The 18085-nt window shown below is 58.1% G+C and carries 12 protein-coding genes; 3 read left to right on the top strand and 9 right to left on the bottom strand.

The window, feature by feature from the left end:
• Nucleotides 1-24: 24 nt before the first annotated feature.
• From AP059_RS12750 to AP059_RS12740, 3 genes are read left to right on the top strand one after another with little or no spacing between them, the layout of a single operon-like run.
• The gene (locus AP059_RS12750) at nt 25-1269 is read left to right on the top strand and encodes an exonuclease SbcCD subunit D C-terminal domain-containing protein (RefSeq protein WP_059763300.1); all 1245 of its coding nucleotides are present in this window, start codon (nt 25-27) and stop codon (nt 1267-1269) included.
• Nucleotides 1266-4907 (top strand): AAA family ATPase, encoded by a 3642-nt coding sequence (locus AP059_RS12745; RefSeq protein WP_059763301.1) that lies wholly within the window; start codon nt 1266-1268, stop codon nt 4905-4907. The genes AP059_RS12750 and AP059_RS12745 overlap by 4 nt, the downstream gene beginning before the upstream one ends.
• A complete protein-coding gene (locus AP059_RS12740; protein WP_059763302.1) occupies nt 4904-5500 on the top strand; it encodes a glutathione S-transferase in 597 nt (198 codons plus the stop codon). Before AP059_RS12745 ends, AP059_RS12740 begins: the two co-directional genes overlap by 4 nt.
• A 106-nt stretch (nt 5501-5606) precedes the next feature.
• On the opposite strand, the gene AP059_RS12735 is transcribed toward AP059_RS12740, so the two are convergent.
• The 9 genes from AP059_RS12735 to AP059_RS12700 all read right to left on the bottom strand — a co-directional run bounded on the left by AP059_RS12735 (nt 5607) and on the right by AP059_RS12700 (nt 17978).
• Entirely contained in the window at nt 5607-6146 is a 540-nt protein-coding gene (locus tag AP059_RS12735; RefSeq protein ID WP_059763303.1) for a cytochrome b, read from the bottom strand.
• Nucleotides 6143-7225: a catalase family peroxidase gene (locus AP059_RS12730; RefSeq protein ID WP_059763304.1), complete on the bottom strand. Its 1083-nt coding sequence runs from the start codon at nt 7223-7225 to the stop codon at nt 6143-6145. Before AP059_RS12730 ends, AP059_RS12735 begins: the two co-directional genes overlap by 4 nt.
• A 249-nt stretch (nt 7226-7474) precedes the next feature.
• Nucleotides 7475-7648, bottom strand: coding sequence for a hypothetical protein (locus tag AP059_RS22485; protein WP_165599935.1), 174 nt, complete (start codon nt 7646-7648; stop codon nt 7475-7477).
• 138 nt (nt 7649-7786) lie between these two features.
• Nucleotides 7787-8959, bottom strand: coding sequence for a lactonase family protein (locus tag AP059_RS12725; protein WP_059763305.1), 1173 nt, complete (start codon nt 8957-8959; stop codon nt 7787-7789).
• On the bottom strand, nt 8949-9248 hold the full coding sequence (locus AP059_RS12720) for a DUF5629 family protein (RefSeq protein ID WP_059763306.1): 300 nt from the start codon (nt 9246-9248) through the stop codon (nt 8949-8951). The genes AP059_RS12725 and AP059_RS12720 overlap by 11 nt, the downstream gene beginning before the upstream one ends.
• A gap of 82 nt (nt 9249-9330) precedes the next feature.
• Nucleotides 9331-14034: a dermonecrotic toxin domain-containing protein gene (locus tag AP059_RS12715; protein WP_059763307.1), complete on the bottom strand. Its 4704-nt coding sequence runs from the start codon at nt 14032-14034 to the stop codon at nt 9331-9333.
• Between the two features lie 186 nt (nt 14035-14220).
• The gene (gene pepN, locus AP059_RS12710; protein ID WP_059763308.1) at nt 14221-16878 is read right to left on the bottom strand and encodes an aminopeptidase N; all 2658 of its coding nucleotides are present in this window, start codon (nt 16876-16878) and stop codon (nt 14221-14223) included.
• 12 nt (nt 16879-16890) lie between these two features.
• Nucleotides 16891-17721 (bottom strand): DUF2797 domain-containing protein, encoded by an 831-nt coding sequence (locus AP059_RS12705; protein WP_059763309.1) that lies wholly within the window; start codon nt 17719-17721, stop codon nt 16891-16893.
• Entirely contained in the window at nt 17718-17978 is a 261-nt protein-coding gene (locus AP059_RS12700) for a YeaC family protein (protein ID WP_059763310.1), read from the bottom strand. The genes AP059_RS12705 and AP059_RS12700 overlap by 4 nt, the downstream gene beginning before the upstream one ends.
• Between the last annotated feature and the right edge of the window lie 107 nt (nt 17979-18085).

The raw sequence follows: 18085 nt of genomic DNA, 5'->3' as shown, positions 1-18085 counted from the left end.
CCCCTTTTCTAACCGGATTCTGTTATGCGCCTGTTTCACACTTCTGACTGGCACTTGGGGCAAAACCTCCACGGCCAGGAACGCGACTTCGAACACGCCTGCTTTCTCAATTGGCTATTGGCCCAACTGGCCAGCGAGCAGCCCGATGTGCTGCTGATTGCCGGCGACATCTTCGACACCGTCAACCCGCCGGTCAAAGCGCAAGAGCGCCTCTACGACTTCATTGTCAGCGCCCACGAACAACAACCCAAGCTGACCATCGTGATGATCGCCGGCAATCACGACTCCGGCTCGCGCATCGAGTTGCCCGCGCCCTTGATGCGGCGCCTGCGCACTCACGCGCTTGGCCGGGTGCTCTGGCTCGATGAGGGTCAACTCGACGCTGAGCGCCTGCTGATTCCTTTGCCCGATGCGAGCGGCAAAATCGCCGCGTGGTGCCTGGCATTGCCCTTTTTGAGGCCCGCCGAAGTCACGGGCGCACACTTGGGCGACGATTATCTGCGGGGCATTGGCCAAGTCCATGAATGGCTGATCGAGGCGGCCAACGCCAAACGCGTCCCTGGTCAAGCGCTGATCGCCATTAGCCACGCTCACATGGCCGGGGGTTCGGTGTCTGAAGATTCAGAGCGCAGCCTGATTATTGGCAATGCCGAAGCCTTGCCCGCCAGCCTGTTCGGCCCGAGCATCAGTTACGTGGCGCTTGGCCATTTGCACAAGCCGCAACGGGTCAACGCTGAAGAACGCATTCGCTACTGCGGCTCACCCATCCCCCTGTCCTTTTCGGAAATCAGCTACGCGCATCAAATTCTTGACGTGACACTGGACGGCGAAACACTGGTCAGCGTCGAACCACGGCTGATCCCGCGCGCCGTTAACCTGCAACGCATCGGTCCGGCAGCGCTGGCCGAGATTCTTACCCATGTAAGCCAATTGCCCGAAGTTGACCTGCTGGCCGACACACAGCGTCAACCGTGGCTTGAAGTGCGCGTGGTGCTTGATGAACCGCAGCCCGACCTGCGCCAGCAAATCGAAACCGCGCTGCAAGGCAAAGCCGTGCGTCTGGTTCGCATCAGCGCCGAATACGCAGGCAGCGGCAGCCGCGCCAACGATGACGACAGTACGCGTCTGATCGAGCTTGACCAATTGACCCCACAAGAGCTGTTCAGCCGCGCCTGGCAAGACCATTACGCCAGCCAGGCCTGCGAACAAACGCTCAAGGACTTTGCCGTGCTCTTGCAAGAAGTCCAGCTGGAGGGCGAACAACCATGAAAATCCTCGCCATCCGCCTGAAAAACCTGGCCTCGCTGGCCGGTCCCTTTGAGCTGGACTTCACCGCCGAACCTTTGGCCAGTGCAGGTCTGTTCGCCATCACCGGCCCCACGGGCGCCGGTAAAAGCACCTTGCTCGACGCGTTGTGCCTGGCCTTGTTTGGTGCCGTCCCGCGCCTGAACAACACCGGCCGCGATGCCAAAGTGCCCGACCTCGATGGCGAGATCGCCACCGGCGACCCGCGTACCTTACTGCGCCGGGGCACGGGCGAAGGGTATGCCGAAGTCGATTTTATCGGCATCGACGGGCGTCGCTATCGCGCCCGCTGGGAGGCCAACCGCGCCCGCGAAAAGGCCACGGGCAAACTGCAAGCCAGTCGTCAAAGCTTGCGTGACCTGGACAGCGACCAGTTGCTGGCCAGCCAAAAGGGTGATTACAAAGTTCAGCTCGAAGCACGACTGGGCTTGAACTTCGAGCAGTTCACACGCGCCGTGATGCTGGCGCAGAGCGAGTTCAGCGCCTTCCTTAAAGCGGACGACAACGAACGCAGTGAACTGCTGGAAAAACTCACTGATACCGCGCTCTACACCCGCCTGGGCAAACGTGCTTTCGACAAGGCCAAAGAGGCCAAAGAGGTGCACAAGCAGCTTGAGGATCAGGCGGTCGGGATCACCCCGCTGGCGCCGCAAGCGCGCGCCGAACTGGATCAACAGTTCAATCACTCGCAACAACAGCTCAAGGCCCGGCAACAACAGCTCAAGCAACTGGAGCAGCAGCACGCGTGGCTTGCCACCTTGCGCGAGCTGCGCGATCAGCAACAGAGCGCAGCCGAGCAACTGCAACAGGCACAAACCCAATGGGCGGCCCAAGACGAGCCGCGCCAGACCCTTGACCTGCTGGAGCAATTGGCGCCGCAACGCCATCAGTTCGCACAGTTGGCAGCGCTGGACACACAACTCAGCCCAATGGCTGAGCAGATGGCCGCGCAGGAACACCAGCACGCGACGCTTCACGCACAGCAGTTGCAGCTTGAACAGACGCTAGACAGCGCACGCCTGGCGGCCAACCAGGCGCAAACCCAGCAACAGGACAGCGCGCCGCGACTCAAACAGGCGCATGTGGAACAGGCCAACCTTCAGCGACTCAACGCGGAACTGGACAAACAACGCACCCTTGCGCAACAAGCCGAACAAGCCTGTGAAACCGGCCAACAGGCCTTGAATACGCTGCTCGAGCGCCATCAGCACAGCGCCGAACAGCTGGCCCTGATTGCGCAACAGCTTGAGCACAGCGCTGAACTGGCGCCTCTGGCCAATGCGTGGGATGCGTATCGCCCCCGTTTGCAACAGTTAGTGCGTTTAAGCAATACCCTGAGCACCGGGCGCCAGGAACTGCCCGCCCTTGAGCAACGCGCCTTGCAGGCCGCGCAACAGATCACGCAACTGCGTGACAGCCTGGAGATTCTGTTCCAGGAAGCCGTGGCCGAGCCGCAGGCGCTCAACGAACAAATCCACACATTGGGCAGCCTGCTCAAAGACAATCGCCAGCAACAGCGCGACGTCGAAGACTTACAGCGCTTGTGCCACAGCCAGCAGGCGCTGGATACCCGTTTGCAGGCACTTCAGAGCAAGTTGCAAGCCTTGCAAACCGAGCGCGAGCAACGGATCGAACAAGGCACGGAGACCAAAAAACACTACGAGAGCGCCGAGCAGGCGCTGCACATCACCCGCCAACTGCTTGAGCGCCAGCGCCTGGCCCGCACTGCCAGCGTCGAAGAACTGCGCGAACAGTTGCAAGATGATCAGCCGTGCCCAGTGTGTGGCAGCCACGAACACCCCTATCACCAGCCCCAAGCGCTGTTGCAGAGCCTGACACGTCACGATGAAGAGGAAGAAGCCAAAGCCCGTGAGGCTGTGGAGGCACTCAAAAAAACCCTTGATCAATTGCGCGACAACGTCAGCGGTTTGAATGCCCAATTGCGCGAATTGCGCCTGCAACATCAACAACTGGTAGACGACCAGCAAGCCCTCGCGCCCAGCCTTGAACAGCACCCGCACTACCCGCAATGGCAGGCGCAACTGCCAGCCAGGCGCGAACCTTGGCTGACCCAGCGTCTTGAACAGTTGCAGTACCGCATCACGCAAGACGAGCAGCGCCAAAACGCCCTGCTCACCGTGCAAAAAGACGCCGCTCAACTGCAACACGAGATCCAGCGCCATAGCGAAGCCAGCCAACAGGCGGCGCAACAATTGGCCGAACAACAATTACACCTCAAGGCGGACGCCCAGCGCCTTGACGAGGAACTGACAGCGTTTAGCAGCCTGCTGCCTGCTCAGGTGTTTGCTGCTCTGCGCGACGACAGCGCCGCCTGCTTTATGCGCCTCGATCAACACATTGCCGAACGCCTTGCCCAATGCGAGCAACTGCGCGAAGAACAGGCAGAAAACACGGACCGCAGCCAGAAGATCGAACGCGAAACCGACCAGCAGGCCAATCGCCTCAAACAACGGGACGCTGTGCAACACAACGTGGCTGAAGTCACGGCGCAGCAACACGCCAGCGCACATACCCTGCAAAACCTGCTGGGTGATCACCCCAGTGCCCACCTCTGGCAAGAGCAGCTCGATCAGGCCATCGAGCAGGCTCGCGCCAGTCACACGCACGCCAGTGAGGCGCTGCATGACACAAACCGCCAACTCATCCAGTTGGCGGCGCAAATCAAGGCGCAACACGAGCGCTTGCACGCGCTGCAACACGAGCACGCCACGTTGAGCGCGCACGTCACCCAATGGCGCGCGGCACACAGCGACGTCGATGACGCACGCCTGGAGCAGTTACTGGCGTATGACGACCCTCAGGTTCGCGAGCTGCGTCAAGCCATACAACACAGCGAAAAAGCACTGGAACAAGCCCGCGTACTGATACAAGAACGCGAGCAGCGTCTCAATCAGCATCAAGCCCAGGCCAATGGCAACCTGGACGCTGACGCCCTGAACGGCGCATTGAACGAATTGAATACGCAACTGGCTGCCAGCGAACAACTGAGCGCGCAGTTACGCGCGCAACAGGCAGAGGATGAACGTCGTCAACTCGCCAATCAGGCGCTCACGCAACGTACCGCACAGGCCTACGCGCAATGGCAGCGCTGGGCACGCCTCAACGACCTGATTGGTTCAAGCACCGGCGACAAGTTCCGCAAAATTGCCCAAGCCTACAACCTCGACCTGTTGGTGCATCACGCCAACGCACAACTGCGCCAACTGGTGCGCCGCTATCGCCTTAAACGCGGGGGCAGCATGCTCGGCCTGCTGGTCATGGACACAGAGATGGGCGACGAACTGCGTTCCGTGCATTCGTTATCCGGGGGCGAGACCTTCCTCGTGTCTTTGGCGCTGGCATTAGGGTTAGCCTCGATGGCATCGAGCACACTGAAGATTGAATCGCTGTTTATCGACGAAGGGTTTGGCAGTCTTGACCCCGAATCACTGCAATTGGCGATGGACGCGCTGGATGGCTTGCAGGCCCAAGGCCGCAAAGTGGGGGTTATTTCCCACGTTCAGGAAATGCACGAACGTATTCCGGTGCAGATCCAAGTGCTGCGCCAAGGCAATGGGTTAAGCACGGTGCAGGTCAAATGAGCGAAAACCTGCTGTATTCCTTCCGGCGCTGCCCCTACGCCATGCGCGCACGCATGGCCTTGCGCTACAGCGGTGTGCCGCTGACGATCGTTGAAGTGAGCTTAAAAGCCAAGCCTGCGCAGATGCTCGCCCTCTCGCCCAAAGGCACCGTGCCGGTATTGGTGTGCGCCGACGGGCGCGTGATTGAGCAAAGCCTGGACATCATGCATTGGGCACTGGCCCAGCATGACCCGGACCAGTGGTTGCAACCCGCGCAGCCCTTGGTCAGCCAACTGATCGAAGCCAACGACACACGGTTCAAGGTGTGGCTCGACCGTTACAAATACGCCATCCGCTATCCCGAGCACCCGATGGAACATTACCGGGCGCAAGGCGCTGCATTTTTGCAGCACCTGGAGGCACTGCTTGAGCACGACGACTACCTGGCAGGTTCCACCCTGTCGTTGGCCGATGTGGCACTGGCGCCGTTCATACGCCAGTTCGCCCATGTCGACCGCGAGTGGTTTGCGCATGCACCGTACCCAAAACTTAAGCACTGGCTGGAACGTTTCATGGCGTCAGCGCTGTTTACCGGGGTGATGGCTAAAACCTGAAACACGTCCCGTCCAGCTCCAGGAGCCGCCGCAGGCTGCGAGCTTTTCAGAATCGAAAGATCGCAGCCTGCGCCAACGCCTGCGCGCAGTGCTGCTGGCATACAACTCAGTCTTTACCACGCAGCATGCTGTTGAGCACCCCGTCGCGTCGTACCCACGCGTGAAACAGGGCTGCCGCCACATGCAGCAAGACGGTGAAGAACAGTAAATACGCCAAGTACGTATGCGCGGTGCGCAAGAAGGCGAAGGTCTTGGCGTTCGCGGGCAATAAGGCGGGCAGTTGCAGCGATTGGCTTAGCATCACCGGATCACCCGCCGCCGAGATCATCGCCCAGCCCACAAGCGGCAAGGTGAACATCAGCGCATACAACAACACATGGGACATTTTGGCCGCGAGCACTTGCACCGCAGGCAAATCGGCCGGCAGTGGCGGTTGCCGGGTCGAAAACCGCACAAACAGACGGACCACCACCAACAACAAAATCGCAATGCCCAACGGTTTATGCAGATTGAGCAGCCATACGTGCCGCGCTGAAACCGACGCGGCCATACCCGCGCCAATAAACAGCATGCTCACGATCATCAAGGCCATCAGCCAGTGCAGCAGGCGCGCCAACGGCGCGAAGTGAGAGGCAGGCGCGCTCATGGGCGTGGCTCCTGAGGGAGTTGATCAACTTCACCGGTGCGCCGGTGATACGAACTGGCGTAGGCGGCAGACCGCGCGGCCAGCAACGGGTCTGCGGAAGCCTGGATGCCCGCAGGCAGGATCAAGGGGTCGTAGTTGATGTCGCGGCATTCGCCGCTGTTCTGCGCCTGTGTGCTGGTGAGCACCAACGTGCCCGCCGTGATCACTTTGCGTGCAGCGGGCCAAGCTTTGCTGGCGTCCTCAATCGGGTCGCCCGCCTCGGCCAGGGTCAGGTTGAACTGCCACTTCAAAGGCCCGTTGGCTATGCGCTGTACCAAGTCCTGCTGCAGATAATCGGCTTCGTTCGGGGCAGTGGCGCCGGGTGCATCCTGATCCAGCGGCACTACACCCCAACGCACCGCCTGGCGCTCGCCCGCCGAATTCACCAGGTAAAAGGCATTAATCGCGTTGTAGCGCTCAGTGGCATAACTGGCAGAAGGTTTGGCTGTTTTCACCCATTGCAAAAACGCGGCGGTTTCGGGGTGCGAGGCAAAAAAGGCGGGCATGGCGGTGGGTTTGGGCTTACCGGTTGAAGGTTCAGGGCTGCCCGCTTGAAGCATTTGGTAGAAGGCTTGGGGTGTACCTACCGGAAATACCGGCATGCTGTTCATCCCGGTGCGCCATTGTTGACCATTGGCTTGTGTAAAACGCAGCGCCAGGCTGCGCATCGGCACGCTGCTGTCAGGCGCATACGGGTTACCGCTGGGCAGTGCAAAGCGCCCGACCACGGGCGTACGCCCCGGGTGGAAGACCTGCGCACTGGACACGCCCTGCGCATCGCCGTTGCTCTCGAAATAGCCCACCACGCAGATGCCTTTGGCGTGGTTGCGCCTGAAACCAGGGTGCAGGCCGTTGTTGTGCTCCAGGGCGTTGACGAAACTCTTGGGTTGCAGCCGTTGCGGGTCGAACGTTCCATTTACGTAATAAAACGCGGCACCTATAACGGCCACGACCGCACCAATACCGGCCAAACGCACCACTGCAGCACTCGAACTCAAGGGGGATTTTGCAGGCCGCCGGGGCGGCAACTGATCGACCATAATGCACTCCACGGCCACGGGGCCGACAGTTGGGATGGCCTATGAGACACAGGCCACGCAGGCTTATTCCCGTGGCAGGGCGATTATTTTCTACACATTATTTTGACGCCCCCGGGAATCACTATTAATCCTAGACGTCTTCATGGCAACGCCCCGATTAACCGACCAACACCCTGCAGGCTTCGTGCCATTATTTGATCGGTCATTGTGCGAACACATCCCCTGTCGAACGGTCAGCCTGAAGTGCTTTCAGGGTTGGGTTTTGTGATCCAGCGCGGCATAGAAGTTCGCACTTTGTTGAAGGTATTTTTGCGTGTAGGCCATCGATTTTTTATCACTGGCTAGCGGTGTGGCGCTGGCGGGTAGAGCCACGGTGGCAGAGATGGCGGACGCGGCAATCACAGAGAAAAGATTGAAGTTCATGGTTAACCCTCGACGATTCAGTTGGCTTGCTGCCTTTTCAGGCCGTGGAGCCAACTTAACGCCGGGGGTCATCCGGCAAAAATTCATTGCAGCACTAGCGGGTATCAGCGTGATTGATACAGCGCTGCACCCCGCGCTTTACGGGCGATTGATGAACTTCAAGTCAGAGGGAGCATCCATTTCAAGGGTCTGCACAGTCTTGCCCAGCAGGCCGGTTTTCGGGTCACGCTCAAGCACCACAATGGCGTTGCTCATCTGATTGGCAATCAACAAAAATTTGCCGTTCGGGCTCAAGGCGAACTCACGCGGGTGATCACCTTCAACCGAACGCCGCTGAATTTCGGTCAACTCGCCAGTGGCCGGGTCAATGCTGAACACCAGCATTTCGTTGGCCTTGCCCCGGTTACTCACATACAGGAACTTGCCATCGGGTGACGCATGCAAGCCGCCAGCCGCACGGTTTTGCGCAGGTTTACCCTGGGCCAGCTCAATGGCCTGGCGCTGCTTGAGTTGACCCTTGTCGTAATCAAACACAAACACCTGCGCACTCATCTCAGTGGTCAGGTACGCGTGCTTGCCATCTTTGGAGAACAACAGGTGACGCGGACCGCTACCCGCTGGCAACTCGATGGCGGCCGGCTCTGCGGCGACCAACGGGTGCTCGGGGTTGGCAGCCGGATCGTAACGGTAGACAAACACCTTGTCCGCGCCCAAATCACTGGCATAGACAAACTGGCCATCTGGGGACGACACCACCGAGTGCACATGGGCTGACATCTGGCGTTCAGGGTTTACCCGGCTGGCCGGATGGCTGCTCATCTGCGTCACGGGTTGCAACTCACCTTGCGCGCTGATCGGTAACACCGCCAGGCTGCCGCCGGGGTCAGCATGCACGCCGTAGTTGGCTACAAACAGGTAACGCTCATCGCTGCTCAAGCTGGAGTGGGTGGGTTCTTCGCCCAGGGTTTTAACCTGGTTGATCGCGCTTAAACGGTTGGTTTTTGGGTCAATCGCCAGGCTGCTCACGCGCCCCGCGATGTCTGCCTGCCCTTGCCCGTTCTCATTGACCACGAACAGCCGTTGCTGGTCTTTGGACAGGGTCAGCCAGGACGGGTTATCCGTCTTGAACACTTGCAGCGGTTGGGGCGTGATACGCCCTTTATCGCTATCAAATTGCAGGCGGTAAATGCCTTGGCTTTTGCCCTGGGTATAGGAACCGACCAGCAGCTCGACTTCGCTTTCAGATGCAGCCTGCGCCGACATCGCGCCGACACTTGAGGCCATCAACAAGGGCAACCATTTAAGCTTCATCAGCGACCTCGTAATCATCGTCATCGTTCGTGGCTTTCAGCGCTTTTAAGCAAACCAGACGGTGTTCTGCGCAGTCACCGGTCAGGGTCCAGCTTTGCAACGTGTCGTCGAATACGGCCGCGTCGAGCTGCGCCGGGTTGAAGCGCCAGCGCTTTTGGGCGCGACCGTCCATGCACGTGATGAGCAATTGCACATCGTCCAGAGAGAAATCCCAGGCATGCAGCCCGTCGATGACCAACATATCGCTGGTTTCAAGGGCTGCGCGCAAGGTCTGGTTTGAATCGCTCATTCATCAATCACCTGTAAGAAAGGCGCAATGATAGGTCAATCCGTCGCAGTTACCCACGCAAAACAGTGATCACTCACCGAATTCAAAGCAAAAAGCGCTCAACAATCATGCGTTGGCTGATTTTGCCGTAATACACCTCAGGTACTTTTTCACCCGGCCTGGCTTTGGCTTCAAGGCTTTGTTTGCTGACTTTACGTTGATCCTTGAGTTTGAAATGCGCCGCCGTTGGCGGGTTATCAGGCGCATTCAGGGTTTCATAGTGAAGATGGGCATACCACACCACCTGATTTTTTTTGTTGAGTACCTGGTACTCCTGCACGAAATCGTTACGAGGCCCAAACATCTTGACCCGACCGCCATCTTTGAGCAGGTGCACATCGCCCTTGTCCAGTAAAAACTCAACAGTTGCCTCGGTCGGCGGCAACGACTTCAGGATCCACAACGCCTGTTCGCGTAGCTTGTGCGCGCCCTCACGCAAACGTTTGAGCAATGACTGGGGGGTGCCTGGCTTGGGTTTTTGCTGAACCGGTTCGTGCGCGAAGCCACGCTCTATCTCGCTGATCAGTGCATCAAGCTTTTGCGCGTCTCGCTCCAGAATTTCTTCAAGTTCCAGAGGATATTTTGAGTTATTGGCGTACACCTTCACGCGGTTGATCTTGGGGTCAACCTTGCTCAACAACTCATTGCATTGGGCGCGAATGACACCCAGCGCACGGGCTGGCACAGGGGCCATTATTGGTTCTATGGCCTCCCAGCGGTTGGGCGATGACTCGCGAAAGGTCATCCTGGGCAGGCTCGCACCCGGGCTCATCGGTCGATCTATCGGTTCGCGCAGAAGAGAATCACCCACTTCCACTTCCAAAGGCTCTTGATCGGACGCGCGGGGGCGCGCCACACCAATCAAAACACCATGCTTGCGGGTTTTGATGATTCTGGAGGCCGGATGCACCCGTCGCGAGGGATTGGGTTGCGATGGAAGCCACTCCGTTTGTCGCCGGGCCTCTTCAGCCAGTTGCTGTTCAATTTTGAGGCTGAACCCTTCAATCATTTCTGTTAACCGGTTGTATTCGACCCGATTGAAGCGGTATCCCACCTCAAGGTGCAAAATGGCCAGCGCGTCCTGCGCCCTGGCATAGCGCTCCTGTAAATCGGTCATGATTTCCACACGTTCGCTGTGCGTGAACAGGCTGGTATCGGCCAATTGCGCATGCGTTTGCAGGGAGAACGTCAACGGCCAGACAATTTCTCTCAGCGCTTGCCAATCTTCGCCAAAGGCAATCACGGGAACAACATCGGTCAGGATTCCCAGATGCATCGACATAAAATCCAGTTCCGTAGCCTGCTGTCGAGTGCCATCAGGGCGCTCTATGAGCGCCATCGCGCTGACCCGTTTTTCGGCCATTGCATAACCCACACGCGGGGACTCGCGCAGCACCTCCAGAAGCCGAACCTGTTCGCGAAAATCGTTCAAGTGTTGCTGGTGCGCCTTGAAGAGTTCACGCCTGAAGCTGGCATAACGATCCCTCTCATTTCTGGCCAGAATCTCTTCTGGCGGCCCACTGAATTCGGGGTACAAGGCAACGAGATGGACGATATACAGGTGCTGGGCGTAGACGATATCCGTCGCAAAATCGAAAAAAGCCTCGTTGAAGTTGCCTTCGCGGATATGGTCCTTAACCTCGCTCATTAGCGCGTGTCGCTCCTTGAAGTTCGCGTGCTCCACTGCAAACTCCGCACGGCTTTTCTCGGCAAGCGATCTCAGGCTTTTGACCCGCAATGTTTTTTCGAGATAGGTCAGTTGCTTACTTAAATCGCCTTCTTGCGTTTCAATTGCCTTTGTCCGCGCATCACTGAGCTGGGTATGGATCTCCTGTTCCCTGTCATGGAACGCAAAGTATTTGTTATTCAACTCATTGATACGCCTGTTGCGCAGCGCCATTTGCGCTGCCAGTTCGCGGCGGGTCTTGGGTCCCCCTCCACGCAAGCGCATACCCGTGTCAAAGTCCCAGTTTCCGGCTGAGTCTGGGCGGATCCATGGCCCTGTTTGAGTCGGGTCTTTAGGGCTGACCAGCACTACGCCCTCATCCTCAAGGGATACCTGATAACTGTGGCCTCTGATCATGGCGTGCCATGTGTTGTCAATGATATACAAACCCTTGTACTGACCCTGCGCGACCGGGTCGCGCTCACCCGGGTCGACTCCCTGGTTACGGTCCAGCCACGTGAGATGCGTTTCGTTCAAATAGATACGCGGATTATTGAACCAGGAGAAATCCAGCGCACTGTGCTGATTGCCCACCGCGACGCTGGAAAAATAAGTGACCCCCTGTTCAACCTTGACTGAGTCAGGTTCGAAGGCCACTTCGGGCGGGCGCACCGCCGGGCCGATCAACCGCGGTGCGACATTCGCTACCTCATGCAATGGCTCATCGCTGGACGGTACGGATTGAGTCACATGCAGCAACACCATCCCGATATTAAAAAGCAGGTCAATAATTGCCGGTGCCCTGGTGTCTTCACTGTCACTGCCAAGCGCTTCGATATCGTGCTTAAGCGCGGAGACAGTGAGTAATACCCAAGAGAATACGGCTACCGGTCCGCGCAATAACGGCACCACCGTATTGAAAAGTAACCAGCCCCCTTCCTTGAGGATTGCCCATCGGCTCTCCGTATTCGACACCGATTGGCGATCAGCCAACTCAATCAATGTCAGGGCGGTTTCCATAAACAAATCATGCAGAAAAGGACTGCTTAAAGGACGCAGATAAAATGTCTCAGATGCCTTTAGACGCACATTGACCAGGCTCAAAACACCGGCCTCCATCGTGGTGCGCGACGTTTCGGACATCCAGTCAAGTACGCTGCTGCGCAAGTCCCCCTTCTCGCGTATCGCAGCCAGCATGGCTTGCGCGCTCGCAAACTCAAGCAACACCGCCTTGAACAATGGCCGATACAATACGCAACGCCCGTCGGGGTCATGGGTCAGGCCGATCACAAACATGTTGCGCGCATAATCAGGGACCGCTTTGGGTGTGCTCAACAACGCCAATGGGCTAATGCTGACGCTCTGACCGTCAAGCACTCTGGAGGCGACGTCGACCTGCATCAATGCGGCGATACAGCGGTAACCCCACATGCTCAGCCCTCCCTCCCCCTTCAACAGTTTTTCCAGGGCCAGCATCGGCAGCGCGACGCGTAATTGATCAACGAAAAGTGTTTCTCGTCGCGCAGACTCATCTGCATCACCTATCAGCAAACGCGTGATCAATTGCGGGTATTTGGCGCCCACATTCACCCGTTGAATGAGTGATTTCACGTAGGTTGGCGTCATCCACCAGTCTTGAATCAGTTGATTATGCCGATGCCGAATCGTCATGTGCCCGCTGGGGATCGCGGCCAGGTTTTGCAACGCCAGCTCGGTCAGCGTGAACGTTACCGTGTGCACGCTGCCCGAGGTGCCTGGCAGACCGCTGGCCACGAGAAAATCGAGTTCGATGTCGTCCGAGTAATACCCGGGTGCCAAAGGCTGATCCTTGAACATTTGTTCACGCAGGACTTTGGACGCGTACGTGTGCAGGTCATCAATACCGTCGTTAAACGTCTGGCCTTTGGCGTTACGCAGGACATTGGCCAAGTCAATAACGTGCGAGCGGTAAACAAAGCGATCAGCCTCGCTTGCCTGTTGTAACCATTGAGGCAACGCCGTAAACACCCGCCCCAATACCGTCGCGTCATACACGGCGTCGGCTTCATCCTCATCGGCAAACCCCGCGCTCAGGTCCGTTAGGTCGCCAAGCTGGCGCTCAAGCATTGCTACCGTGCAGTCTTTTACCCGTGAAGCCGGTTCAAGGGCTGCCACCCTCTCAAGCTGATTGTTGAGCAAAATCATCGCCTGGGTGTGCAGGCAGTTGCCGCTGGGTTCGTAGCGTTTCCATGTCAGCGAATCTATCAGGTAACGTGCGCCCAGCATCCTGCCCATGATGCGGCCATAAGCACTCCACGTTGCAAAGGCTTCGATAGCCCCGGATGGCTTGCATTGCAACATCTGCTCGTGGCCATCGACCTTGTGCGCGATAAGAAGATCGGGAGAGAGCGGCGCATACGTCGCCTGTGCTTGGCTCACTTGCAACTGGGCGACATACGCCCTGGGCCGTTCAGCAGCTCCAAACACCCGCCATCGGTCCTCGATCACCGGGTACTTGAGTATCTGGCGCACCGCGTCAATCTGCTCATCACTGAGCCCGCCACGGGTATTGGCCGAGGACAGCAACGTGTCACCCAGCAACGTGGCCAGCCAATGCTGGCGGCTGCGAAAGGTCCCCGTCGGCTGGTTCCAGTAATCAACCACTGCCGTTTGAAAAGCCCTGTTCCACTCGCGCAACACGTCACGTATCACGCGCTCTACCGTTGTCATCGGCAACACAGGGGCAGCACTCGCTGACGCAACACCGCCAACCGGCACCTGTGCCAGAAAACATTGCCGGGGTTCATAAAACGTGTAGTCAAGGGGCGTTGCACAGGCGATATGTTCAAGCACCGCCTCGAGCAACACGCGCTGACGCGGCACACTCAGCGCCTGTTCTCGCTGATCAACCGTCCACACAATGTTGAGTTGATTGAGCGGCGGCAAGGTTTCCCAAGGCCCTAGCTTGCTGGTCAGTTTTTTTTCAAGCAGCTCATTTACAGCACTGCGCAGTGTCGGCCGTGCAGAGAATTGATGGGCGATGGCCTGTCGCAGCATCTGGGCGGGGCTCAGCGCCAACGGCGAATCCGGGAGGTTTGTCATGGGATATCGGCTTCCAGAGGGATCAAATGGGCGGCTCAGCCACCCTTGACGCTCATCTAAAAGCAAAAACTCCCGGCACCTGCGGTACACCTTTATGGCGCGGGGCATGACGTTGATCGGGCGTTCTGCAAGCCATAAAAAAGGCGCTGTCCAAACCTCGGAGAGCGCCTTTTTTACCCCCGGGTTTTACGCCAGGCTTTTACTCACCACCTCAAACACATCACTGGACAGCTCACCCGAATTACGGATGCGCTCCAGCTCAGCTTTCATCAGCGCCTGACGGGCACTGTCGTATTTACGCCAGCGCGTCAACGGTGCCAACTGGCGCGAAGCGATCTGTGGGTTAAAGCCGTTGAGCTGGATGACCCTGTCCGCCAGGAAGCGGTAACCCGAACCGTCCGCCGCATGGAAGTTGATCAGGTTTTGGCCGGCGAACGCACCAATCAACGCGCGTACCTTGTTCGGGTTCTTGATGTTGAAGGCCGGGTGTTCCATCAACTCGCGTACCCGCTGCAAGCCGCCAGGCAAAGTGCTGCCTGCCTGCACGCTGAACCACTGATCCATGACCAACGGATTGTCCTTGAAGTGCTCGGCAAAACTGGCCAGCGCCTGGGCCTTTTCAGCCTCGAACGGCGAATTGACCAACACCGCCAGCGCTGTCAGGCGCTCAGTCATGTTGTCGCTGTGCTCGAATTGCTCCAGGGCGGCGGCCAGCACTTCGGATTTGCCTGTGAGCATCAGGTACGACAATGCGATGTTTTGCAGCGCACGGCGCGCAAAGTGCGACGCTTGGGGCACATACGGCGTGGTTTTGGACACTTCACGGTTGGCCTGATAACGCGCCCACAAGGCATCGTAAAGGCTGTCAGCGAGCTGTTTGCGGGCGAATTCGCGGGCGGCATGAATCGCCTCCACATCCGCAACGTCACTGATTTCAGTCAGGTAGGCTTCACCCGGCAGCGATAACATTTCTGCCACCATCGCCTGATCCAGTTGCTCATTGCCCAGCACACTGCGCAGGGCTTGAACCAGACGTTGATCCATGACCAGCGCTTCACCGCGCTGATGCTGCCCGATCAAGTCCTGCAACACCTGCACCGCTAACTGCTGGCCTGCTTCCCAACGGTTGAAGCCATCGCTGTCGTGTTGCATGAGGAACATCAATTGGTCACGGCTGTACGCAAAGTGCAGTTTGACCGGGGCCGAGAAACCACGCAGCAACGACGGCAGCGGCTGTTCAGCGATACCGGTAAAAGTGAACGTCTGCTGGCTTTCAGTCACCGACAACACCCGGCTGGTGCCCGCAGGCGACGATTCACCCGCCAATTGCAGTGGCAGTTCTTTGCCCTTGGCGTCCAGCAGGCCCAGCGCCACCGGGATCACAAACGGCAGTTTTTCAGTCTGCCCCGGTGTGGCCGGGCAGCTTTGGCTGAACGTCAGGCTGTAGGTCTGGCTCGCGCCATCGTACTGCTCGCTGACGCTCAGGCGCGGCGTCCCGGCCTGGCTGTACCAGCGCTTGAACTGGGTCAAGTCCACGCCGTTGGCGTCTTCCATGGCTTTGATGAAATCGTCGCAGGTCACGGCCTGGCCGTCGTGGCGATCAAAGTACAAGTCGCTGCCTTTGCGAAAACCTTCGGCACCGAGCAAGGTGTGAAGCATGCCCACCACTTCCGAGCCTTTCTCGTACACCGTCAGGGTGTAGAAGTTGGATATTTCGATGAAGCTGTCCGGGCGTACCGCGTGAGCCATCGGGCCTGCGTCTTCAGCAAACTGATGTGTGCGCAGGTAGGCCACGTCCTGGATGCGCTTGACCGTCGCCGAGTTCATGTCGGCCGAGAAACCTGCATCGCGAAACACGGTGAAGCCTTCCTTGAGCGACAACTGGAACCAGTCGCGGCAAGTCACGCGGTTGCCCGACCAGTTGTGGAAGTATTCATGCGCAACGATGGCTTCAACGCGCTGGTGGGCGGCGTCGGTCGCGGTCTCGGCACGCGCCAGCACGGCGCTGGAGTTGAAGATGTTGAGGCCCTTGTTCTCCATTGCGCCCATGTTGAAGTCGTTGACGGCCACGATCATGAAGATGTCCAGATCGTATTCACGGCCGTAGGTTTCTTCGTCCCAGCGCATGGATTTTTTCAGGCTGTTCATGGCGTGCTGGCACTTGTCGATGTTTTCAGGCTCGACATAAATACGCAGCGCCACCTCGCGCTGGCTCATCGTGGTGAAGGTGTCTTCGACGCACCACAGATCACCGGCCACCAGCGCAAACAGGTAAGCCGGTTTTTTGAACGGATCTTCCCACGTCGCCCAGTGCCGACCGTCGTCCTGCGGGCCGCTGCCCACCGGGTTGCCGTTGGACAGCAGGATCGGGTAGCGGTTTTTATCACCGATCACCGTGGTGGTGAACGTGCTCATCACGTCAGGGCGGTCGAGGTAGTAGGTGATCTTGCGAAAGCCTTCAGCCTCGCACTGGGTGCAAAACATGCCGCCGGACTTGTACAGGCCCTCAAGCGCGGTGTTGGATTCAGGGTGGATCTTGACGCTGGTGTCCAGTACAAACTGTTCGGTTTGCGGGTGCAGGGTCAAGTGGCTGTCCGTGAGCTGATAGTCCTGCGCCGTCAGCTCCAGGTCATTGAGCTTGACCGACAGCAACTCCAACTGCTGGCCATCGAGCGCCAATGGCGGCAAGCCTGCACCCCGTTCCGGGTTGCGACGCATCACCAGCTGCGCATGAACCAGCGTGTGGTCCTCGAACAATTCAAAGGTCAGGTGCGTTTCGTCGATCAGATACTCGGGCGCCTGATAGTCCTTGAGGTAGATCATTTTCGGTTGTTCGGTGCGCATGCTGGAGTCCTTTTACTGATGCACGGCCAGCTCGTAGGCCGTGTATTTGCGAATGTTGATAACGCCGGTGTCAAAGATCAGGTACTGGCCCTTGATCCCCATCAGCGTGCCTTCGACGATCGGATCTTTGTCCAGATTGAAACTGACGATCTTGCTCGGGTATTGCTCGACCGGGTAACGAATCTCGATGGGCGCAACGTCATGCAAAGGTTGGACCGCTTGCAGGCCAAAACGCTCCTGCAACTGTTGCAGGCCTTCGGCACAGCTCTCAAACAATTGCTCACGCACTGCAACGAGGTCCACCGGCGCGGCGTCGCCCTTGAGCAGTGCACGCCAGTTGGTGCGGTCCCCCACTTGCGAGCGAAACAGGTCTTCGACAAACCCCGATTGCTGTCGCGTGGCCACACGCACAATCGGTATTGCCTGGCTGGCGCCCTGATCGAGCCAGCGCGTAGGCAACTGCGTGGCACGGGTGATGCCGACTTTGATCCCTGACGAGTTGGCCAGGTACACCACGTGATCGGTCATGCAGAACTGCTCACCCCACGACGGATCACGGCACGTGCCTGCGTCGTAGTGGCAACGCTCCGGGCTCATGATGCACACATCGCATTGGGCCAGTTTGGTCATGCAGGGGTAGCAATACCCTTGGCTGAAGCTTTTTTTGGTTTTGCGCCCGCAGTGGGTACAGTTGATCGCCCCCAAAAACTCCAGGCGCAGTTTAGTGCCGATCAACGGGTTGACCGGCACCTCGGTGTCACCCAAGCGAAACGCATATTGAACAGTCGGCGATTCAAGGCTTGCCGACATTTTGCTGATTGCACCACGACCAATTTCAATCAATGGATGGCATCCGATTTGAACAGGATGTTAGGCACCGAGATGGACTTGGAGCTGCACTCCTGCGGGCCCATGTAACCGGTGCGCTGGTCTTCCGGCAGGTTGTTCACCTCCCAGGCAATCATGGCCTGCAACGACAGCTCGCGCTGTTCGGCGGTCAACTTGTTACCGTCCGCCCATTTGCCGATTTCCACGGCCAGTTTCAGGCTCTGGTAGATCTCGGGGGTGATGTTTTGGATCATTTCGTTGAAAGAGGACATGGTTGTTTTTCCACTAAAAAGTAATTAATCGCGTAGTCGCTGGCGCAGGGTGAGATAGGACCGAAAAACCTTCGCTAATTTCAGGAAGGCTCGCCACGTATACATCG

Source organism: Pseudomonas sp. TAA207 (assembly GCF_001529285.1).
Classification (GTDB): domain Bacteria; phylum Pseudomonadota; class Gammaproteobacteria; order Pseudomonadales; family Pseudomonadaceae; genus Aquipseudomonas; species Aquipseudomonas weihenstephanensis.
This window is presented reverse-complemented; position numbering and strand designations above follow the sequence as displayed.

Coding starts and splice junctions, on each gene's coding strand:
- AP059_RS22485 (WP_165599935.1), bottom strand. CDS start 7,648: ATGAACTTCAATCTTTTCTCTGTGATTGCCGCGTCCGCCATCTCTGCC.
- AP059_RS12735 (WP_059763303.1), bottom strand. CDS start 6,146: ATGAGCGCGCCTGCCTCTCACTTCGCGCCGTTGGCGCGCCTGCTGCAC.
- AP059_RS12740 (WP_059763302.1), top strand. CDS start 4,904: ATGAGCGAAAACCTGCTGTATTCCTTCCGGCGCTGCCCCTACGCCATG.
- AP059_RS12725 (WP_059763305.1), bottom strand. CDS start 8,959: ATGAAGCTTAAATGGTTGCCCTTGTTGATGGCCTCAAGTGTCGGCGCG.
- AP059_RS12720 (WP_059763306.1), bottom strand. CDS start 9,248: ATGAGCGATTCAAACCAGACCTTGCGCGCAGCCCTTGAAACCAGCGAT.
- AP059_RS12715 (WP_059763307.1), bottom strand. CDS start 14,034: ATGACAAACCTCCCGGATTCGCCGTTGGCGCTGAGCCCCGCCCAGATG.
- pepN (WP_059763308.1), bottom strand. CDS start 16,878: ATGCGCACCGAACAACCGAAAATGATCTACCTCAAGGACTATCAGGCG.
- AP059_RS12730 (WP_059763304.1), bottom strand. CDS start 7,225: ATGGTCGATCAGTTGCCGCCCCGGCGGCCTGCAAAATCCCCCTTGAGT.
- AP059_RS12750 (WP_059763300.1), top strand. CDS start 25: ATGCGCCTGTTTCACACTTCTGACTGGCACTTGGGGCAAAACCTCCAC.
- AP059_RS12745 (WP_059763301.1), top strand. CDS start 1,266: ATGAAAATCCTCGCCATCCGCCTGAAAAACCTGGCCTCGCTGGCCGGT.
- AP059_RS12700 (WP_059763310.1), bottom strand. CDS start 17,978: ATGTCCTCTTTCAACGAAATGATCCAAAACATCACCCCCGAGATCTAC.